This is a genomic window from Pseudooceanicola spongiae, from assembly GCF_014899185.1.
In the GTDB taxonomy this organism is placed as follows: Bacteria; Pseudomonadota; Alphaproteobacteria; order Rhodobacterales; family Rhodobacteraceae; genus Pseudooceanicola; species Pseudooceanicola spongiae.
The window spans coordinates 2,102,009-2,122,359 of record NZ_CP045201.1 but is presented as its reverse complement, the minus strand read 5'-3'; the positions used below and the strand labels follow the sequence as shown (position 1 = coordinate 2,122,359).

Below are 20,351 nucleotides of genomic sequence, written 5' to 3'. Positions count from 1 at the left end.
TCCGTATCGGCTGACCCGCTCCCCGGAAACGTCCGGGATGAGAGGGCAGCATTATAGCGATGTGATCTATGGCGCGATGTCCCCTCGGCCATCGTCAGGGTTGCCACGCTTGACGTTCTGTCCGAGGGATGGCGCAACTGCGCCGTGCGACCGCTGAACAGCGGCCATGACGAAAACCGGACCAGAAGATTGGATGGCACCGCATGAAACGCCCGCCCTTTGTGATCTCGATTCAGAGCCAGGTGGTCTTTGGCCATGTCGGCAACTCCGCCGCGCTGTTCCCGATGCAGGCCGCGGGGCTGGAGGTGGCGGCGATCCCCACGGTGATCTTCTCCAACACGCCCGACTATCCGACGCTGCGCGGACGGGCCCTCGATCCGGCTCACTTTGCCGATTTGTTGTTGGGCGCGCAGGAACGCGGGTTGCCGGAACGGGCCGATTATATCCTGTCGGGCTATATCGGCTCGGTCGAGGTCGCCCGGATGCTGGCGGAATTCGTGGCCGGAGCGAAGGCGGCCAACCCACGGCTCCGCTATATCTGCGATCCGGTGATGGGCGATGCCGGGCCGGGGCTTTACGTGCCTGAGGCGATTGCGGATGTCATGCGCGACCAGCTGTTGCCCCTCGCCGATATCGCGACACCCAACCCCTTTGAGCTGTCGTGGCTGACCGGGCAGGGGATTGCCACCCTGGACGATCTGCAAAGCGCACGCCGCCTGCTGTCGCTGTCGCCACAGGCGCAACTGATCGTCACCGGGTGCGCGCTGGAGGACACAGCCCCCGGACAGATCGAAAGCCTGCTGCTAGCCCCAGAAGGCCTCAGCCGCCACCCGACGCCGCATCTGCCGATTGCCCTGCCGGGCACGGGTGATCTGTTCGCCGCGCTGATCGTGGTGGGGCAGGCGCGGGGGCTGGACATGGCCACGACCATCGAGACGGCGCAGCGCCTGACCTCGCGCGCTCTGGCCCATGCGCAGGCGCTTGGCGCGGGCGAGGTGGTCCTGAGCGAGCCGGAGTTTCGCCGCGCGCTGCTGAACCTCGACGGGGGCTGAGGCCGGATGATGCCGCGGCAGGTACGTCGCGCGAGAGCGTTCCTCGTCGCGATATGGGGAACAGAGATGTGTGGTTGTCTTGGCTGATATGGCAAACCGCACGCGGGTAGGTCAGGTCCAGCCCGGCGTCGCTCCCGCCTCTCAGAGATACGAGCCGTACTCCGGCGCAGCAACGCGATGTCCCGGACAAGCGCTAGAGCCGGACCCGGGGTCTGCAGCTTCAGAGCAACCCGGACATGTCCGGGTGCGTCGCCAAAAAAGCGCACTGGCGCGTGGGGTGTTAAGAGGGGCATGCCCCTTTTGGCCTGGGGTTTCGAAAGGGGATGCGCAGCGGTTCCCTTCGACTGCTCGGCATAAGTGAACTCGCCAGAGTGAGGTTATGCCTAGTAGGTTCTGCCATTCCAGTCTCACCGGACCAGACAAGACGTAATACCAGACTGACATAAGGCGTTTTGTATTTTCGCCAACCTCGCAGACTTTCACAGACATGAAGGATCTGATCAACACCCCCGCCACCTCTTCCGCCCGACCGTCCCGCGACGCCAATCCGCGTGCCGTCTCCGTGCATATCGAAGCGCGCAGCATGTCGAAGGCCAAGGGGACCCGAGCACATGATTTCCGTCTGGGCAAGATCCCGGACTATGTCGACACGGCCCGGACCGAGCTGAACCGCGTCCTGATGACCCTGCGTCCGCTGCCTGAGATCCGGCGCGAGAATGCCGCTCTGCGTCAGATCGCGGGTCGTCAGCGCGCCATGAAACGGGATGCCGCCGTGATCACCTCTGGCATCATCACCTTCGGGACCGAGGCCGCGAAGATGTTCGGGTCGCTGTCGGCCTCGGAGCAGGACGCCGCATTCCTGGACCTCGCAATGACCATCGCTGCGGAGCTCGGCACGCAGCTCGAGTCCCTCGTCATTCACCTCGATGAGACCACGATCCACGCCCATTTCACTTTGCGCGGTTACACGGACAAGGGCCTCGCCGTCAGCGCGGCGACGAAGGCTGGGACAACGGCGCGGTTGCAGGACATCGCGGCCGAGGTCATGCAGCGCTATCACGCCGGGATTGAGCGCGGGCATCGCAAGCGCGACCGCCTCGACGCCGGCGCGGACTATGCCGAGACGCTTCACCGCAGCGTGCGCGAACTGCACCAGGATCTGCCGTTGGAGCTGGAGCAGATGAGGGCTGTCCGGGACGAGACGGAGGCCGGGATCGAGGCGCTGAGACGGGAGAAGGTGGCGCATCAGTCCGAGATTCATGCGCTGGAGGCGTCTGCCGCGAAAACGCGTGGGCACCTCGCAAAGCTCACGGCCCGCGCGGAGCTGGCCGCGAAGGAAGAGAAGAGGCGGCAGACCTACGAGGCGCGCCTCGAAAAGAAAGAGGCCGCGATCGCGGCGGCGACCGCAGGTCTGGAAGAGCGGGCGCGGACGCTTGCGGCGGCAGAGGCCGACCTAGCGCAGCGTGCGGGCGTGGTAGAGGCGGCTGAGTCGGAGGCCGAGGCGAAAGCAGCGGCCGTGGCCGTGGCGGAAACGGCAGCCCGTGCGGAAGCGGCGCGCCTGGCGACCCTGTCGGAAGAAGTGTCTCAGACCGAAGAGATGTTGGCTCAAGCCCGGACGGAACTGTTGAAGGAAGCGCGGGTGGTCATGGACGAAAAGGCCGAGGTCGAAACCAGCCTCGCGGCCATTCACCATGTGGTCGCGGAGATTGGGGCCGGCACGATTCGGGTGACAGACGGCGGGAAGATCACCATGGCGGATCCCGCGCCCGTCCAAGCGGCGCCCAAGAGCCTGAGAGCGCGGCTGCTGCCGCCGATCCTGCGCCTCGTGCGCAAGATCGATGAGACCGAACAGCGCGCGACATGGCTCGAGACGATGATGCACCGCGTCCGCAGCCTTCTGGGTCGACCCGACCTGCCGCCGGAAATCGAGCGGGACGCACAGGACATCACCCGTGACTGGGAGCCGTGAGGGGGAGGGCGCAGGAGTCTCGCAAGGACCGGAAGGCTGGCGCACGCGATGGGGGCGAGAGCAAAGCCAGCCAGCGCGTATGTGCCATTCGTACATGACGCGGCGATAGCAATACTGCCGGCGGGATATCCGGAGGGCACCCCGCCCAGTCATGGCCGAACGACATGTGAAGCAGCTGCCACCACTGCCGGTTTTGGGTCTTCTCAACATCCCCGAAAAGAGCGCCCTCTGCTGGCGTCACGTATTGACATCCTCTAGGCGCCTTCGTTAGGCGGCTGCTTCGACGCGAGCCGGCTGTGCCGCAGCCAGGCGCTTTCCGCGTCCCAGTTGTGCGCCATGTCGTTCATGGACCCTGAGCCCGCAGCAAGAAAGCGCGGAACGAGCGCAAAAGCGACTTTCCCCGAAAGGACGATATGCCTGACATACAAAGCCCGGACGGCCGTGATGGCCGGAACCGGAGCCTCGACGTGCCGCTGGTGCTGCTCACTGGCGGCTTCATTTTTGCATTCTGCGCCCTGGCGCTGTTCGACATCGACCGGCTCTCCACCTGGATTGACGCCGCTTTCGCCTTCTCGGCCCGGTGGTTCGGGCTCTATTGGCAGGTGCTGTTGTTGGCGACCTTCCTAGTCGGCATCGGCCTGTGCGTGATGCGCGGTGCGGGCCACAAGATGGGGGGCCTTGAGGTCCCCGAGTTCTCCACCTTCCAGTGGGGCGCGATGATCATGTGTACGCTGCTCGGCGGCGGCGGCGTCTTCTGGGCGGCGGGCGAACCCATCGCGCACTACCTCTCGACTCCACCTCTCTTCGGTGACCTTTCCGGCGACCCTAACGCGCGCGCTCATGCCGCGCTGGCACAGGCCTTTCTGCACTGGGGCTTTCCCGGCTGGGCCATCCTTGGCGCCCTGGCGACCATCCTGCTGTCGCACTATCACTATGACCGCGGGCTGCCGCTGGCGCCGCGCACGCTGCTTTACCCGGTCTTCGGCAACCGGGTGATCCACGGGCCCTTCGGCACCCTCGTCGACGCCGCCTGCATCATCGCGGTGGTGGCCGGCACCGTCGGGCCGATCGGCTTCCTCGGGCTGCAGGTCAGCTATGGGTTGGACGCGCTCTTCGGCATTCCGGACACCTTCGTGACGCAGGCCATCGTGGTGCTGGGATTGGTGGCGATCTACTCAATCTCTGCTGTGACCGGCCTGTCGAAAGGTATCCGGATCCTGTCGCAGTTCAACATCGGGCTGGTCTTCGTGCTGCTGGTGTTCATGCTGGTGATGGGTCCCACGACGGCGATCTTCGCCAACTTCGCAGGCGGCTTCACCACCTATATGGAGAACTTCTTCGCCATGTCGCTGTTCCGTGGCGAGGCCGGCGCTTTCGGCGACAGCGCCTGGCTCGGCTGGTGGACGATCTTCTTCTGGGGCTGGTTCATTGGCTATGGCCCGCTGATGGCGATCTTCATCGCGCGGATCAGTCGGGGCCGGTCGATCCGGTCGATGATCCTGATGCTCTCCATCGTGGCGCCCGTGGTGACCAACTTCTGGTTCTCCATCATCGGCGGTTCGGGCATCATCTTCGAGCAGATGGATCCGGGCGTCATCTCCATTCCCTTCGAGGGGCTGAACCTGCCGGCGGGCCTGTTGGCGATCACCCAGGCTTTCCCCTTCGGCACCGCGCTGTCGGTTGCCTTCCTTGTGCTGACGGTGGCCTTCGTGGCCACCACGGGCGACTCGATGAGCTACGTCGTGGCGCAATCCATGTCGCAGGGCGAGCCGCGCGCCTGGCTGCGGGCCTTCTGGGGCATCGCCATGGGCATCATGGCGGTGATCCTTGTCTCCATCGGCTCCGGCGGGGTCAGCAAGCTGCAGAGCTTCATCGTGGTCACTGCGGTGCCGGTGTCTTTGACGCTGCTGCCGACGCTCTGGGACGCACCGCGGATCGTTTGGCGACTGGGGCGCAGATAAAGAACGGGCCGGGGCATGAGTGTCCCGGCCCGTTCTATCGACGTCAGATGAGAGACGCCGCTGCCCTCTATTTTGATGAAGACCGACTGGCGAGGTGCGCGGCGCCGACATTCACCATGCCAAACGATGTGCCAGCAGGCTTCAGAGCCGTTAAGCTGTCGCTGGCAAAGCGTAGTCCATCCGCGCGAGATCCTCGAGCAATCCCGGCCCTGTCGGTTGCCAGCCAAGGCGCGCGCGGGTCATTTCACTGGAGGCCAGAAGGTCCATTCCGGCAAACATCCCGAACCATCCGAAGTGCGCCGCCGCCTCTTGCTGGGTGATGGATGTCACCGGTACATCAAGACCGGCGCCTACCGACTTGGCGATATCGCGGAGCATCACGCCTTCCTCGGCGACGGCATGATAGCGCGCGCCGCGTTCACCTTTGTCGAGCGCCAGGACGAAGAGTTTCGCCACGTCCAGCACATGTGCCGCCGGATAGCGATTGCCACCGTCGCCGATGTAGGCCGCGACGCCCTTCGCACGCGCGATATCAACGTAGGGCGTGATGAGGCCCTGCTTGACCGTGTCGTGAACCTGCGGCAGCCGCATCACCCGTAGATCCACGCCCGCCTCGAGCAGGGCATTGCCGGCCACTTCCGAAGCCGAGCGGGGATTGGGGTGGTCGATGTTGAACACATCCTCGGTGGCGGGCTGTCCTTTTTCGCCGTCGCCCATCCCCGTGCCCGAAGTGATGATCATAGGCCGGTCGGAGCCTTCAAGCACTGACCCCATTGCGGCGATCGCACGGCCGTCTTTTCCGCAATTCGCGACGAAGTTCTCGAACTCATGGTCGAAAGCGGTGTGGATCACGGCGTCGGCCTTTGCGGCCCCTGCCCGAAGGCTGTCGAGATCCTCAAGTGTGCCGCGATGCACCTGCACTCCGGCAGCCTCGAGCGCCTTGGCACCACGGTCGGACCGGGTCATGCCCAGCACCTGATGTCCGGCGGCCAACAACTCCGGCACGATGCGCGATCCGATGAAACCGGTTGCTCCGGTAAGAAAAACTAGCATGGGATATCCTCCGATATTGCTTTGAAGCATATCTGCGCGCACTATCGTTACAGGTAAAGTAGTTTCCTTATCGTGGTATAAGTGGTAACAGGATCGCCATGTCCAATCAGAACAGCATCACACTTGGCAGTTTTCTGCGCGATCGTCGGAGCCGGCTTGATCCCACCACCTTCGGCTTCAAGATCGGCCGCCGACGCACGCCCGGCCTGCGACGGGAAGAGGTTGCTCAGCGCGCCAACATCAGCCCGACATGGTACACTTGGCTGGAGCAGGGGCGGGGCGGGGCACCGTCGAGAGAAGTCCTTGAACGTATCGCGGCCGGGCTGATGCTGACCGAGCCCGAGCGCGAACACCTCTTTATCCTCGCGTTCGGGCACCGCCCAGAGCCACGGCTGCAGCAACACGACGGCATTACGCCACGGCTGCAGCGCGTGCTGGACGCAATGCCCGCCAGCCCGGCCATCATCATGACTGCGACATGGGACGTCGTGGCGTGGAACGATGCGGCGGCAGTGCTGTTGACTGACTACTCCAAGCTCCCTCGGGAGCAGCGCAACATTCTGCGGCGGCTATTTTCGGACCCAGGCACGCGGGCGGCAAATGAGGATTGGCTCAGCGTTGCGCGGTTCGCTGTGGGGGCATTCAGGGCCGATGCCACGCGAGCCGGGGCCTCTGTCGAGATCGCTCAGCTTGTCGAAGAGCTCTCCCGGACGAGCCCGGAGTTTGAGTCTATGTGGCGCAACAATGACGTGGCTGGGCACGGCGAGGGCGTCAAACGCCTCCGCCATCCAGAGATCGGCCTGATCGAGCTGGAGTTCTCTACCTTCGCCGTAGAAAGCCGTCCCGATCTGAAACTGATGGTTTTCAATCCCGCCACGAGCGAAAGCGCGGCGAGCATCAAATCACTTGTTGCGGCTCGGACAGCGTAACCAAGTGGGCGGTATTGGGGTTCCCCAATGAGCTGTTGAGGGTTTGATAATGGGCGCTGAACCGGAATTCATGCTTTCAATCACGTCGGTCGGTATCGGAGTCGACGAACAGACACTGGAGATACGAGTCATCGAGGTCACCGGCAGCAACGTCGGTGACGCGCCGATGCTGCCCGATTTGCCCGAGCTGCTCGGCCAGATCGCCGCCGATGTGGAGGTCGGGTCGGTCACCGCGGACGGCGCCTACGAGACGCGCAAGTGCCACGACGCTATCGCCGACCGCGGCGCCGATGCGGTTATACCGCCACGCAAGAACGCTAGGCCGTGGAAGCCGTCGACCGCCAGCGCCCGCAACGAGGCGCTGCGCGCCTCGAAATACCTCGGCCGTGCCATCTGGCGAACGCGGAGCGGATACCACCGCCGAAGCCGCGCCGCGCCGAGACGCGACGAAGATGTACTACGTGAAGCTGCTGGGGCAGAGCCTCATGGCACGCGACTTCGATCGTCAGGTCGCTTAACTCCAAGTCCGCGCCGCGTGATGAACGGCTACACTGTGCTCGGCATACCTGTCATGGAGTCCTTGGGAGAAGTCCGGCTGGGGGAAGGGTGAGTCCGGAGTTCACGCACTTTGCGCAACAGAGCCGGTCGGGGGTGATGGTCTGCTCATGCCTCCCAGTTATCACGCTGGATTCAAGGGATGAATCCCCAATCCGATTTGCGCAACAGTGCCTATTTACGTAATGAGGTTCGCTTTAGGGTAATTTTTTCAGAGAGTGATCGCTCAGCTATGGGATAGCTTCAATGATTGCCTTTGCAACACGTACATCGCTTAAATAGCCAGCAATCCCATGCGGGTTTTCCGGCCCATTTTCAACATCAGAAAAGTTTTCTATGTCAGGACCAAAGTCTGGGGCGGAAAGGGCAGAATGCAACGCCACAAAGTCCTCAGGATCAGCAGCGTTTACCCATCGTGAAACGCCTGAAGGCCGAATGCGTGGTTTGGTGAAGCTTTTTCGAACAACGTCAATACCAAGGGGCGATCCAAGCGTAAGCCAAAGAGGCGATTGCCGCGATCGATTGTTCCGCTCAAACTCTCGCAATAGTGCATATGACACGACGGTTCCAAGAGAATGTGAAATAATGATTGCGGGCTCGTCATCTTCAAAAACCGGACGAATATTGTTATTGACGAGATTGTGAACATATTTATTGCGAATGTATGCGTGGGCTTCCCCAAGCACACGCAACGCCATTGCTCCCTTGAGCGGAGAAATCTTCTCAACGGCCCTAGCAATTGCTTTTAGCCATTTTTTGTGTGGCCCTTTGCCCATTGGCACAGTCGTGTCCGCTGCCTCAGCCTCGATCTCGGCCCTCGTAACTCCGATGGAAATGGCCATAGCCTCCAGTGCTTCAACGGCAAAATCATCAAAATCGTCACTCGCCTCTTCGGCTCCCATCGGGAGGGTCTCCGATTTTAACCAAGGCGAACTATTTGAACCAAGCAAGTCTCCATAGAATACTGCCTCTATCCGACTAAGACGGCCAATCGGGTCGCTACCTTGTTTGGCTAGAGCTGCACGAAGCGGTGTTAGCCACTCATCGAGAATTATCTTCTCGCTTTTGCCCTCCTGCGAGATGCCGTGTACCAATATCATCCGCATTGTGTCGTCCTCCCTGGGAGTCGGTCAATCCATTGCCCGCATTGTACCAGTATCTTCTTCTCGGCGGGTAACTATGCCAGCGAGCGCCAGTAGCGCGTCTCGTCCCTCGCGCTTCACCAAGGTAAAAGGTCCCGCGCCAAGGTGTGGCAATACACGCAAAGCGAGGGCACGCCACTCTTTAGCACTTTCGTGACAATCAGCCGTTTCGATCGCGCCCCATGCCTGACGCATCCAGGGCACTCGCCCTGCAACGGGGTGTTCAAATACTTCCTTCGTCGCACTAAACGTGTAATTTCGCTCGCGCTCGACTTCCGAACGAGGTTCTCTCAAAGGCGTAGCAGGGACGTTAGCGTACAGAGAACCATCCCTGAAAAACAATCGCCCTCCGCCGAACAAAACGATGTCGAGTGGTATTGGTTGATTGTTTTTTGCATAGAATGCGGCGATAGAACGCAGACTCTCAGTATCACGTATCGAATCGTAAAATTGCGAGGCAACCACTCCCACAGTTATCACTTCATGTTTTCCCCACCGCAGAAACGCAGCAGAATCAACGATTTCGTTTTCAGTCAGTAACCCCGCATGCATCCTGCCGAGCAGTGAGATAATGTCCTGACCCTCTTTGACAGACGCAAAGAGTTTTCGATGCAGCACATTAGTTCTGCCCTGCTCGAAAACATGTATAGCAGTGATGAAATTTTGAACGATGCAGGCAGAAGAAGAGTTGCCGTCGCCATGTTCAACAACCACGTCGGCCCACAATAATGGATCGTGGTCGTTACTAAGTTCCAGTCGATACCAGTTCGGAGGTAAATATTCCTGCGAGAGCGATCCACGTGAAGCGTGGACCTTGTTGATTTCAGCGCCGCTGAAACAGATACCGCAGCCTGTCTCGAAGTAATCACTAACTTCGTCGTAGGCCGCAGCTGCATAGTCACGTTCATTTGTAAAATGCGTCTCCTTAAGCGCTTCTGCAAGCTCGCCAGCATGCGCTTGATCGGATCTTTCGGTCAGCGCTAATCGAGGCACAGATCTGCCGAATGGTGAACGATAATCAACAGAGTCTAAGGGTAGGATGATACGGTCGGTAGACGATCCACGTGCTCTCAGTGGTTTTGAACTAGCTGGCATGTCTTGTTTCGGTAGTGAGTAGTAAATTCGATCAGTGTAGAAGCCCGGTCTCGGGCGTGGATTCATAATGACGCCATACTTGCCTGCCTCAGTTGCTAAGTTGTCTTTTAGATACATAGCCAGCGTCTGGCTCGTCACGTGGCGGCTGCCGTCTATTGTTTCGAAGTATTTCTCAGGGGCATCGCCTTCCAGTATGTCGAGCATCACCTCGGTGAAAAGACAAAAAGCCTGTTCTTCGCCATTCGCTTTTATCATGAAGGCTTGGCTGCCGGCGTCGACTGGAAAAAAGCGATCTAGCTCGTAGTCCCTACGTTCTTCTGCTGGCTTGTCGAGAACTGGGCTGCCAACGACCTCAATAAACTTAGCGGAGAATTCTTGGCAGGCATCACCAATGATTGTTACTTGTTCTGGTCCATAGTATTCGAGCATTCGCTGCAATGAAGAAACCTTCACGGCTTCGGTCGGTCGCTTGTCCCAGTTGCTAAGCATCCAGCTTTGGTCGTCAATGCCAAAGGAAGCGCCGTGGCCAGCAAAAAAGATAACTATGCGGCGCAGTGCTGACCGATTGGTGACTTCCTTAATTACCTTGGAAATCTCAGTGCGCAGCAATTCTATTGTGACTTCTGGGAAGTCATTATCGTTAATAAGCAAGGGGATATAATCGTGAGCATCGGCCCACGCTGCCATCCGCTCAGATGCCCTAATCACCCCCGGCAGCTCACCGAGGTCGCCGTCGGGCTTAGAGACGGCAACGGACACAAATATACGATTCCGACTATCAGGCATTGCATCTCTCTATTTGGTTCCGAATTTAACATGGACGCTACGAGTGGAAGAATCGCACTTGGGCATTGCATGCGCCACTCTAATCCACTTCGGCGCACAAGCCACTGAAACTGTAGTTATTCAATGCTCAGAAAGCTATTCCCTAGGTCTGCTTTGGCCATGCTGGTCTGATCGGCGCGCAATCGCAGCGAAAGTCAGCTTTCCGCCCTTCGTGTCGGTGGCCCCATTTCATTCTGTACTTGGCACGAAGGTCGTAGAAGGGCTGGCTGCGGACTTAGTCGCGTTCTGCGTCAATGGTAGCGGAGGGCCGTTCAGGTATTCCTTAAGCGGCTACGAAGCTCTAATCATGACACCCTGTCGGGCGAGCTGCCTGCACCAGTAGGCTAGAAGGTTTTCCATGGCTATCAAATCCATGTTGCACCCCCGCAACCAACACCGGGAGGGGTACGACTTTGAACGCCTGATCGTGAAATCTCCCGAACTGGAGGCATTCACCAAGCGAAACCCGCGCGGTCAGATGACGATCAATTTTCAGGACATGGACGCGGTCCGTATGCTAAATCGAGCGCTCTTGATGACGCACTATGAAGTTGATTTCTGGGATATTCCTGCCTCCTTTCTGTGCCCCCCGATCCCGGGCCGCGTCGATTACATCCACTACCTGGCGGATCTTCTTGCCGAGAGTAATGGCAAGGAGATCCCGCACGGTCCCGAGATCAAGGCGTTGGACATCGGGACCGGTGCCAGCCTCGTGTATCCGCTGACAGGTCAGCATGAATATGGCTGGGACTTCACCGGCGTCGATATCGACCCGGTCTCGATCAAGTCGGCACGACAGATATGCCAGCGAAACGAGCTGAAAATCAGGCTCAGACGTCAGAACAACCCGGAGGATATCTTTCAAGGCGTCGTTGGCCCTGGTGATATTTTCCATGTAACCCTATGCAACCCACCGTTTCATGCGTCGCTTGCGCAGGCTGAAGAGGGCACGCGACGAAAGTGGCGAAATCTTGGCAAGGGTCACTCTGCCGAGCTCAATTTTGGCGGCCAGAATGCTGAACTTTGGTGCCCAGGTGGTGAAATCGGCTTCATCGCCAGAATGATTGAGCAGAGCATGAATATTGCCGAGCAGTGCCTGTGGTTCACTTGCCTGGTGTCCAAAAAAGACAACCTCAAGCCACTCTTCAGACTGCTGAACAAAGCGAAGGTTGCCGAGCTCAAGGTTGTCGAAATGGCGCAGGGCCAGAAGACCAGCCGGTTTATCGCCTGGACGTACTATCCTGAACGGCAGAGATCCTTGTAGGTGGATACGGTTAAGTGGCAGGTCAGTGCCAGCGCAGTTACTCAATGCTGATGGGCCAGTCGGAAGCTGCGGCGTAGTACAACGCGCTCGGCCGATGTCGGCTCCGGCCCATTCTCTCCATATTGCCTTCAGCGAATTCGTTCTTTGGCACTGCTCGCTTCCTGCGCGTTGCGGTCGCGCGGCCTGATACGAAATGGTGGGAGAAAGGCCGGATCTTGAATCTCAGAGGCATTTCGCGGGATACGATGGCAGGACACCCTCCCTTGGGAGGTCCGTTGAAAACCGAAAGAGACAATGCCCCAGACCGACCATCTCAAGACCGACTGTTCAAAATGCGCGGCGCTTTGCTGCGTCGTGCTGGCCTTCGACAAAGGCAAGGATTTCGCATTTTCCAAGAACCCCGAGGAACCTTGCCGGAACCTCTCAGGGCACAGTTGCTCGATTCATGACAGGTTGACGCAGGAAGGTTTTCCCGGCTGTGTCGCCTATGATTGCCTGGGCGCCGGCAACCGTGTCGTTCAGGAGGTCTTCGCAGGTCAGTCTTGGCGGAAAGACCCGCGCCTGATGCCGATGATGATGGAAGCCTTCTCAGCCATGCGCGAGGTCCACAAGCGGATCGACCTGCTGCGTGCCGCCGGAGCACTGCCCTTGGAGCCGAGCGACGAGCAGAAACGCCGGGACTTCCTTGATGACCTCGAGCAGCACAGCTGGACTGGGCCCGAGCTCAGTGAATTCGATGTGGGTCTGGCACTGGAGATCGACATTTTCTTCCATGGGATCAGCTAGTGTCTGACCTTCACTCCCTCCTGCCGGACGTTGATCGTACGACTTGAAGGGCGGGCCACGCGGTGCTTTTGGCCTGCCTAGGCAGGCGACATGGTTCTAGGGCAGAGACGTCGGAGCTAAACACCTAGGGCTCATAGCGTCAAAGATGATCGGCAACGGTGGGGCTTTCGCTCCGCACCAATATCTCCGGGAAACACAATCTGCAGAGCCCGAAATAATACGTTGCTGAGGTCCAAGCATCCCAGGAAGCATGACCGTTCGCAGCCCTTTCTCGACCTTCGTGCCTCGTGCAGCATCCTTAATCCCGCAGCCGCGACTTTCACAGCCTACAATCACGAAGGCGGTCGCTCAACCAGGCGAGTCTTCTGCAGGTGATGCTGCAAATCGCTAGGCGGGCAGGGGTGTGCAGGTAGTGGATAAAGTTAGCAATCAGTCCATCATTGTGCAGTCAGACCTTGCTAAGTATAGTGTCCTTTATCATCCTGCCACTGGGGGTAACCGTGGATTCATATCTCGACATCGCCAGAATCGTACTTCGCGCACGGCGGCGCCCCATGGGAGCTAAGTCGATATTGGCTACTGCGCAAAAAGCCGAAATCCTACCAGCTCACCTCTTTGGAAAAACTCAGCAAAAGACTTTGCAGGCTCGTCTAAGTGAAGACATTCTTCGCGACCGAGAGGGATCTATTTTTTACCGCACTGAGCCGGGACAGTACGCACTGAAAGAGTTCCTTAACGATCCTGACTATCCTGCAAAGTGGAAGATCGAATTTCCCGCCCGGCGACGGACGCGCGACCTTAAGCGACCCGACAGCCTCGCCATACGCCGCACGATGGTCGCATCGCTTGAAAACACTAGCATTTCGATGTCGGAGTTCTCCGAACGTTTGGATGGGTCCGGTGGCCTTACCGTGATGCAGCCTAAGGATATGAAGAAGCACGGCTATTGCGCGATATGGACATTCTCGATTGTCCGACGAGGCAGTGAGGTGCTTTCATATCGACTTGGGCGCTATCGCGACGATCGTGACACATTTGCCAACCGACGGTCGATTGGGTTCCCTGGAGCTCTTGCTGCTGAAGATGTATCACTTTTTTCGACCGACCGCCTCGGAGTTCTCGATTGTGCGGTCGGCGTCCTTACTCAGGACCTCGATCTTTCCCTCGCCACATTCGAGGACTCCGCAGAGCAGGTACCGAAAATTGAGTGTGTAACCGCACTAGCCGACCTGCAGGGCGATCTCGATTTAGTGATCGTTCTTCGCTGGGACAGCCCCGATTGGTTTGAGCCTACGACTAAGCGCCTTTCACTGAATGACCCTAGCTGGCTTAAAACGTCCGCGCCACCGAATGACATTAACGATTTCGAGCCTTGGAGTGCGAGACTTCTTGGATGGCTTACAGCGAAGGGTCAAGCAGAATTTGTCCACGACTAGAATTAGTGACCTCGAAGTCGCTTTCCTGAAATTTGAGCTTAATAGCTCAGACGTTCGACGACAGAAGGCCGCCTTGCAAGAGCTTTGCCGCCGGTGCCGAAGCGGCCACTCTCTGTCGCCCGAGGCTCGTCGTGATTTCGAGGTTCTGGCGGGGTATTTGGCCGTTAACGCCGGCGATCAAAAAGTCATCCGATGGGCCCTTAACACCATCGCGCGCATTGGTACGCAACAAGGTGCAGCAAATAGCGTCACCGTTGCGCTTACCCGGCATGCTGAAGACCCTGAGATCGTCGGCGCGGCCATCGCCGCCCTTGCCAAGCTCTACCGTGGCGCCATACCTGCACTTTCTTTGAAAGCGCCCGTTTCTCCTGAGATACGGACGCTCGCCGCAATGCAAACCGTCACCGCCGCGCAGCTCGGGAACGTCCAGCTGAGTATCGATATTGATCTAGCCGATGCGGAACTCCTTAAACTCGCACTGATCGTTATCGGGCTAAATCGAGACATCAAGCACCTACTGCACCCGCGATACGATAACGGCCAGCTCGTGCGTGCCTTGGGACAGCACGATGACGCAATCGTACGGCAATACAGCATTTGGGCCGTCACGGAGAACCGTGCCCTCGGCCTTGAGCACTTGGGTATCCCCTTTGAGCGGACCGAGGCCGAGCCAGATAATGTCCAAGCAAAACTGCTTGAGCTCGGCGCATCGAAAATATCTGACCCGACCGAACGACAGGACCTAATCCTTGCAGGAAGTAGCTATCACTCCGTCTTGGCCCGAGAGGGTCTAGCGAAGGGTTTATTGCGAAGCTACTACGACGGACTTGGGGACATCACGCTCGACTGGGCTAGAACCGAAGCCGAGCCGCGCGTCCGAGTGCTGCTCGCCGAGCACTTCGGTCGATATGCCGATTGCTTACCTTCGTATGAGGAAACCGCGATTGAACTTGCCTCGGAGGGTGGCGATGTGCGACGGCATGTGCTGCGAGGAGCTGAGGGCAAGCCTCTTCATAATAAGCTTCATCGGGAAGATCCGGTTGTCGCGGACCTATTCGGGGACGACTTGAACGCGCATGGAGGATTAATCAGAATGATCAAAGAACAAGCAAAGACGAAAGTACTGATCATGACTGCGACGCCCAATGACCAACGGCTAATTCGTCCAGACAAAGAGGTTGCCGCGCTTCGCGAACGAATGGCAGCAATGCCGAGTCAGAAACGCCCGCTTGCGTTTGACAGCATCTATGCCGCTCAGCTCAACCAGATCCAACAGGAGCTCGTGCGCCAACGCCCGGCGATCCTCCATTTCAGCGGGCACGGCGCTCCCGGAGTACTACTCTTCGAGACGGAAGATGGCAGCACAGCCCCGCTTGACGGTGATCTACTTGCTCGGGTTTTGAAGGCATACCGCGACATTGAGTGCCTCGTGCTTCACGCATGCTACGCTGATGATGTGGCTCAGAAGTGTCTTCCTTACGTAGATTGCGTTGTGGGCTCGACAGGTGCGGTAAATGACGAAACGGCCGCACGTTTCAGCTATCTTTTCTATCAGAGTATTGCTGCTGGCATGGGCTATGAGCAGGCCTTCGAAATGGGGACGACTGAGGTGGCTTTCAAAAGTCCTAAATCAGCCGACGCTTATAAACTTCTGGTGCGGTAGAGCATGCCTTCGTAAGGCCTCGGGTGAGAATGAATGAGCCATTGTGATATCGTAACAACTGGGTTTCGAAACGCTTGGCGCGAACGTCGGCTCTGTGCCGTTCGCTCCTTTCAGACTTCGTTCAAGGGGCTCCTTTAGAACGGAAGCTTCCTGCGCATCTCTGCCTCGTCGATGGGTGTGAATGGTTATCTTTGACATATAGTCTGGCCTGCGGCCGAGATTTCATGCCGGAGCGCACGGCTGAAAACTAAGTGATCAACGGGCATATCCAAAGCAGGGAGCCGGGCGTCCGGGGCGAGATCGCCTTCGTCAACGCCTTGTTTGGGCTGGCCGTGTAATTGGCCAGCTCTCACCTATCAGCGTCGTCAATGTCGGTTAATGCAACAGTCCCCATTTTTGCATGGAAACTATTCAAATCTGTCGCCGCTTTTTTCTAACTTTCGTCGTTCGCGAAACCAAATCACGATCCCGCATATTGCTACGAATGAAAGAACTGCGTCAACAAAGTGGAAAATGCGGCCAATGCTCAATCCACCCGTCACGTTGAGCATAAAATTGAATGCGCACAGAATGGCAAACAGGATAGCGAACCAAACATAACCTTGCCGCAAGCCTATCAGAAATAAGTACAAAATTCCTATCACTAACAATATTGAGGCAATCGCGAACAGGACGGCTGTATCCTGTTCGACCAAATATAAAAGAACGCCTAGACCGACTGCCAGAAGCTGAAGCCAGATCTTATATTTTATTGCTTGTAGCGCCAGCGACATCATTCCAACCTTATTAACAGACATTCTCCAAGTGGCGTGCCCTCTGACGCTAAAATCGACTGAATCTGCCCTCTGGACAAGCATTTTCGCCCCGAGAGGCGTCTGCGTTCGCGCAGGCTCTTGGAACTGGGCGGATTTGGCGTTGAAGCCACCACGTTCTTGCCCGGCGGTGGTGTTTTTCAGCGCATCGGGCAGACCCGTCCTGCCGCTTTCGTTCAGTTTGGATCTGGATCGCTGTCATGCGCATAGCGGTGGCGCTCGAAGACGGCGGATGGCGGCGAGGATGGCGCGCACCATCGGGCCGGTGACGGCCACCTCGGCCAACTGGAAGGTGATGGCGCGGGCGTGACGTACCACACGCGCCCCGATCTTGATCAGCTTCAGTTGGAGGCTGGTCAACGACCAGTCCGCAATGGCCTGGGGCAACTCGATGCAGCGCAAGAAGGTGGCCAGGTTGTAGGCCAGCGCGTGCAGGTGCAGCCGGACCTCGTTGTCGCGGAACTTCCGGCATGAGAGCCGTGTCCAGTGGAAGGCATGTTTGCCTTCCTTGATGTGCTGCTCGGCGGTGCCGCGCTGGTTGTAGAACCGCACCACCCAGTCTGGCTCCATCGGCAGGTTGGTGACGATGAAGCCCACACGCGGGAACAGCTCGGCCGGGTGCCATTCTATCTTGGCGATGACGCGGCGCTCCTTGTCCCAAGACGACGCCTGATAGTGGAAATCCTCGAAGAACCGCTTCACCTTGGTCTGGGAGGGCCGCCCTACGGGCCGCGTCAGCCGGTGCGCGATCTTCTCGCGCAGGACATTGTTGGCGGGCAACCGGATAGCGTAGAAATAGCCTGCTTCTTCCAGGCGCGCATAGATCGCCGGGATCGCATAGGCGGCATCGGCCCGGAAGAACCGCAGGATGTCCCGCGTGGCATACCGGGCGATCACCGGATCAAGGACGTCCCGCCAGCCATCGGCGCTGTGGACATTGCCATTGCGCAGGGCGCAGCGTTCCAGCATTCCGAACTGGTTGAACAGAAAGTTCGGGTGGTAGCAGGTGCAGTCGAAATGCCCGTTCCAGGCGGACCCCTCCTGATCGCCGTGGGTGGGGCTGACCGAGCTGTCCATGTCGAGCACGATGTACTTGAGCCCGTTGCGGTCATGAAACCGGTCGATCCATTGCCCGTTCAGGTCGGCCAGCGCCGTCCGGTTCTCGGCCAAGGCCAGTGTCTCGGTCTCGAACCGTCCCATCTGCGAGGCGGAGGCCGCTTGTGCATCGACGGCACGGCCACCCACGACCTGGCGCATGACCGGATCCAGGCCCAAGCGGTCGGCGTCGTTCACATCCTCGTACCCGGCCAGTCGTCCGAACACCGATTGCCGGAACAACCCGTCAAGACGATGGATCGTGTTCTTACCCCGTCGGGTGTCGCGCAACACTCTTGATGCCAGATCAGACAGCCCGAGCGCGTCATCAAGCTCGCGCATCACAAGCAGGCCTCCGTCCGAACTGATCTGCGCACCTCGAAATTCCAGCCGCACGCGAGCGTCGAAATCGACCCGATTTGCCCGCTGCAAACTCGCACCCTCTGGGTGATCCATGAAACACGCCCCTCGCAGCCGTCAACCTCATGTTTTATATAAAAAATGTCACAGGCAGGACAGCGAAATCAGCGGCTTACTTGGGGAATGCGGGATCAAAGCTTTGCTCAGTGTCGATTCATGCTTTCATCCATCGTTTCCCTTGTTACGGGTATTTTTACAGCTTCAGAGAGCTCGGCGCAATTCGCCCTGACCAGCGCTTCGGCTAAGGGCGGGCACACGCTGTTGCCGCAGCAGCTGACCTGGACGTCCTTGGTGAAGGGCCTGAACTCCCAAGCGTCGTCTGTTTCCTGCCAGTGAGCGTCGATGACATAGTCCGGCGGAAAGCCCTGAGCGTTGAACAGCTCGCGCGGCGTGAGCATGCGCAACCCGATGTCGGTGACGACATAGGTGGTGCCATCGATCTCCAGCGTCACGACATCGCCGCCGTCCCATACGCCATGGGCGCGCAGGAACTCGGCCACCGCATGAGCGCGGGGCGCGTGCTCCTGCGTAAACGGCGGCACCTGCAAAGCAGCCTGAACATGCGCCATGCGATCCTTGACGGTGATTGTGTGGCAGGGCGTATCGGTGCGGGCGCCATCGCCTGTGCCGTAGTATTTGGCGAAGAAGGTCGCGACGGGTCGCTGTGCCAGCGTCGGGATGATGACGGCGTTCTGATCCTTGCGACTGGCGCAGATGGTGGAATGGGGCAGGGTTGCCGGGCGGCAGTTTCCACCCTGCTGGGCGTAGGTGAGGACAGGCGCGATCAGCGCGCTGTGTCCACCGCCGGCCAGCACAGTTGGATGCGGCGCCGTGACCGCGCTGTCGCGCCGGGCTGTGCCCTTCAGTGACATGAGGGAGGGTGCCAACAGACCCAGCGGCGCCGCGCCGCCGGGGCGCTTGATCCAGCTGTTGGCGGTGATCGTTGGCGCCGGGGCGCGCAGGTCTGATCCCGTAGCACCGCCGTTGAACCGCGTCAGGCTTGGGGCGACGAGATCTTCAACCCGACCGCCGTGGGTGAGATTGACAAGGAAGGGGCGCTCGGCGTCCAGCACATAGCGTTTCATCCCGCGTGCGATACGGGCGAGGGTGTTGGCGGCCAGAGGGCGCTTGGCGCGCAGGCCGTGTTTTGCCACGATCTCGGCGGAGGTGTCGAAGATCGAGGGGCAGGGCAGCGACCAGTCGATGCACTCAGCCGCTGCGCGCCAAGGTTTCAGTTTTCCGCTGCAGACGCCGGCGCAGTCGGGCGCGCCATGGGTCGGCGCGGGCCAGACGATGGGCCTGCCGTCGAAGCGGATGATGACGAACAGACGCTTGCGGATGGTCGGCGCGCCGTAGTCGCAGCCACGCAGCTCGCGCGTCTGCATCTTGCCGCCGAGACGTCGGATCTGCTTTTGCCACGCCCGGAAGGTCTCGCCGCGCCGGTCCGGGCAGGGCATCAACCCGCGCGGCGTTTCCACCAGCGGGCCCCAGTCCTTCCACTCCTCGACGTTCTCCATAATCACGACATCAACGCGGCCTCCCTTGCGCTGCAGCCGATCGATCCAGCCGGGAATGATCCAGGCGAGATCGCGGATGTTCCGTTCGACCGGCTTGCCGCCCTTGGCCTTGGAGAAGTGCTTGCAGTCCGGGCTGAACCACATCAGCCCGATGTGCTGGCCCTGCAGGTGGTCGAGCGGATCGACCCGGAAGACGTTCTCGGAGAGGTGCAGGGTCTCCGGATGGTTCGCGGCATGCAGCGCCAGCGCGGCGGCATTGTGGTTGATCGCGATATCCGGACTGCGCCCAAGGGCCATCTCGATGCCGGTGCTGGCGCCACCGCCGCCCGCGAAGCTGTCGACGATCAGCGGGCGGGCGCCGGATATTATAGGAACCGGCGAGGTGTCCGCCAGAATACCGAAGAGGTCCGAGCCATCCATCAGGCCATCCCCAAGGCTTCTTTGTACATCGCCAGCACCGCTTCTTCCTCGGCAATGTCGTCGGGCTGGCGCTTGCGCAGGGCGATGACGCGGCGGATGATCTTGGTGTCGTAGCCCCGGCCTTTGGCTTCTGCGAAGACCTCCTTCTGCTGGTCTGCGAGGTCTTTCTTCTCGGCCGCCAGCCGCTCGATGCGTTCGATGAAAGCGCGCAGCTCGGCGCCGGTGACGCGGAAGGCATTATCGCGGACAGCCTTGTCGGCCACGGTCTCTTTCATCGGCGTCTTGCCGGTGGGGTAGTCAGACATGGGGTGTCCCTTCGGGCTGGGATAGATGGCGCAATCGAGCTTTGCGCAGACA

Annotated in this window: 15 protein-coding genes and 1 pseudogene; 9 read left to right on the top strand and 7 right to left on the bottom strand. The window is 59.4% G+C overall.

Annotation, left to right across the window (positions count from 1 at the left end):
* Nucleotides 1-203: 203 nt before the first annotated feature.
* The 3 genes from pdxY to F3W81_RS10020 all read left to right on the top strand — a co-directional run bounded on the left by pdxY (nt 204) and on the right by F3W81_RS10020 (nt 4,982).
* Nucleotides 204-1,052 carry a pyridoxal kinase gene (gene pdxY / locus F3W81_RS10030; protein WP_193083437.1) on the top strand — a complete coding sequence of 283 codons (849 nt, stop codon included), beginning with the start codon at nt 204-206 and terminating at the stop codon, nt 1,050-1,052.
* Between the two features lie 487 nt (nt 1,053-1,539).
* On the top strand, nt 1,540-3,021 hold the full coding sequence (locus tag F3W81_RS10025) for a plasmid recombination protein (RefSeq protein WP_193083436.1): 1,482 nt from the start codon (nt 1,540-1,542) through the stop codon (nt 3,019-3,021).
* Nucleotides 3,022-3,434: 413 nt separating this feature from the next.
* Nucleotides 3,435-4,982: a BCCT family transporter gene (locus F3W81_RS10020; protein ID WP_193083435.1), complete on the top strand. Its 1,548-nt coding sequence runs from the start codon at nt 3,435-3,437 to the stop codon at nt 4,980-4,982.
* A 150-nt stretch (nt 4,983-5,132) separates the two neighbouring features.
* Here F3W81_RS10020 and F3W81_RS10015 read toward each other — a convergent pair whose 3' ends face one another.
* Nucleotides 5,133-6,035: an SDR family oxidoreductase gene (locus tag F3W81_RS10015; RefSeq protein ID WP_193083434.1), complete on the bottom strand. Its 903-nt coding sequence runs from the start codon at nt 6,033-6,035 to the stop codon at nt 5,133-5,135.
* A gap of 98 nt (nt 6,036-6,133) precedes the next feature.
* On the opposite strand from F3W81_RS10015, the gene F3W81_RS10010 reads away from it, so the two are divergent.
* On the top strand, nt 6,134-6,964 hold the full coding sequence (locus F3W81_RS10010; protein ID WP_193083433.1) for a helix-turn-helix transcriptional regulator: 831 nt from the start codon (nt 6,134-6,136) through the stop codon (nt 6,962-6,964).
* A gap of 88 nt (nt 6,965-7,052) precedes the next feature.
* Nucleotides 7,053-7,574 (top strand): annotated as a pseudogene (locus tag F3W81_RS10005) (IS5 family transposase); the annotation flags it as partial.
* A gap of 175 nt (nt 7,575-7,749) precedes the next feature.
* Here F3W81_RS10005 and F3W81_RS10000 read toward each other — a convergent pair.
* Both F3W81_RS10000 and F3W81_RS09995 read right to left on the bottom strand, forming a co-directional pair.
* Nucleotides 7,750-8,625 (bottom strand): hypothetical protein, encoded by an 876-nt coding sequence (locus F3W81_RS10000; protein ID WP_193083432.1) that lies wholly within the window; start codon nt 8,623-8,625, stop codon nt 7,750-7,752.
* Nucleotides 8,626-8,649: 24 nt separating this feature from the next.
* The gene (locus F3W81_RS09995; RefSeq protein ID WP_193083431.1) at nt 8,650-10,542 is read right to left on the bottom strand and encodes a hypothetical protein; all 1,893 of its coding nucleotides are present in this window, start codon (nt 10,540-10,542) and stop codon (nt 8,650-8,652) included.
* 397 nt (nt 10,543-10,939) lie between these two features.
* On the opposite strand from F3W81_RS09995, the gene rlmF reads away from it, so the two are divergent.
* The 4 genes from rlmF to F3W81_RS09975 all read left to right on the top strand — a co-directional run bounded on the left by rlmF (nt 10,940) and on the right by F3W81_RS09975 (nt 15,730).
* Nucleotides 10,940-11,845 (top strand): 23S rRNA (adenine(1618)-N(6))-methyltransferase RlmF, encoded by a 906-nt coding sequence (gene rlmF / locus F3W81_RS09990; protein ID WP_193083430.1) that lies wholly within the window; start codon nt 10,940-10,942, stop codon nt 11,843-11,845.
* Nucleotides 11,846-12,139: 294 nt separating this feature from the next.
* A complete protein-coding gene (locus F3W81_RS09985; RefSeq protein ID WP_193083429.1) occupies nt 12,140-12,631 on the top strand; it encodes a hypothetical protein in 492 nt (163 codons plus the stop codon).
* Between the two features lie 500 nt (nt 12,632-13,131).
* Nucleotides 13,132-14,067 (top strand): winged helix-turn-helix domain-containing protein, encoded by a 936-nt coding sequence (locus tag F3W81_RS09980; protein WP_193083428.1) that lies wholly within the window; start codon nt 13,132-13,134, stop codon nt 14,065-14,067.
* Between the two features lie 73 nt (nt 14,068-14,140).
* Nucleotides 14,141-15,730, top strand: coding sequence for a CHAT domain-containing protein (locus F3W81_RS09975; protein ID WP_193083427.1), 1,590 nt, complete (start codon nt 14,141-14,143; stop codon nt 15,728-15,730).
* Between the two features lie 407 nt (nt 15,731-16,137).
* On the opposite strand, the gene F3W81_RS09970 is transcribed toward F3W81_RS09975, so the two are convergent.
* The 4 genes from F3W81_RS09970 to F3W81_RS09955 all read right to left on the bottom strand — a co-directional run bounded on the left by F3W81_RS09970 (nt 16,138) and on the right by F3W81_RS09955 (nt 20,269).
* Nucleotides 16,138-16,506: a hypothetical protein gene (locus F3W81_RS09970; protein WP_226941941.1), complete on the bottom strand. Its 369-nt coding sequence runs from the start codon at nt 16,504-16,506 to the stop codon at nt 16,138-16,140.
* Nucleotides 16,507-16,740: 234 nt separating this feature from the next.
* Nucleotides 16,741-18,093, bottom strand: a complete 1,353-nt coding sequence (locus F3W81_RS09965) for an IS1380 family transposase (RefSeq protein ID WP_193083425.1) — start codon at nt 18,091-18,093, stop codon at nt 16,741-16,743.
* 107 nt (nt 18,094-18,200) lie between these two features.
* Nucleotides 18,201-19,994 (bottom strand): DNA cytosine methyltransferase, encoded by a 1,794-nt coding sequence (locus F3W81_RS09960; protein WP_193083424.1) that lies wholly within the window; start codon nt 19,992-19,994, stop codon nt 18,201-18,203.
* On the bottom strand, nt 19,994-20,269 hold the full coding sequence (locus tag F3W81_RS09955) for a DUF2312 domain-containing protein (RefSeq protein ID WP_226941972.1): 276 nt from the start codon (nt 20,267-20,269) through the stop codon (nt 19,994-19,996). The genes F3W81_RS09960 and F3W81_RS09955 overlap by 1 nt, the downstream gene beginning before the upstream one ends.
* Between the last annotated feature and the right edge of the window lie 82 nt (nt 20,270-20,351).

Coding starts and splice junctions, on each gene's coding strand:
- F3W81_RS10000 (WP_193083432.1), bottom strand. CDS start 8,625: ATGCGGATGATATTGGTACACGGCATCTCGCAGGAGGGCAAAAGCGAG.
- F3W81_RS10025 (WP_193083436.1), top strand. CDS start 1,540: ATGAAGGATCTGATCAACACCCCCGCCACCTCTTCCGCCCGACCGTCC.
- F3W81_RS09970 (WP_226941941.1), bottom strand. CDS start 16,506: ATGATGTCGCTGGCGCTACAAGCAATAAAATATAAGATCTGGCTTCAG.
- F3W81_RS09955 (WP_226941972.1), bottom strand. CDS start 20,269: ATGAAAGAGACCGTGGCCGACAAGGCTGTCCGCGATAATGCCTTCCGC.
- F3W81_RS09985 (WP_193083429.1), top strand. CDS start 12,140: ATGCCCCAGACCGACCATCTCAAGACCGACTGTTCAAAATGCGCGGCG.
- F3W81_RS10015 (WP_193083434.1), bottom strand. CDS start 6,035: ATGCTAGTTTTTCTTACCGGAGCAACCGGTTTCATCGGATCGCGCATC.
- F3W81_RS10020 (WP_193083435.1), top strand. CDS start 3,435: ATGCCTGACATACAAAGCCCGGACGGCCGTGATGGCCGGAACCGGAGC.
- F3W81_RS10010 (WP_193083433.1), top strand. CDS start 6,134: ATGTCCAATCAGAACAGCATCACACTTGGCAGTTTTCTGCGCGATCGT.
- rlmF (WP_193083430.1), top strand. CDS start 10,940: ATGGCTATCAAATCCATGTTGCACCCCCGCAACCAACACCGGGAGGGG.
- F3W81_RS09960 (WP_193083424.1), bottom strand. CDS start 19,994: ATGGATGGCTCGGACCTCTTCGGTATTCTGGCGGACACCTCGCCGGTT.
- pdxY (WP_193083437.1), top strand. CDS start 204: ATGAAACGCCCGCCCTTTGTGATCTCGATTCAGAGCCAGGTGGTCTTT.
- F3W81_RS09995 (WP_193083431.1), bottom strand. CDS start 10,542: ATGCCTGATAGTCGGAATCGTATATTTGTGTCCGTTGCCGTCTCTAAG.
- F3W81_RS09965 (WP_193083425.1), bottom strand. CDS start 18,093: ATGGATCACCCAGAGGGTGCGAGTTTGCAGCGGGCAAATCGGGTCGAT.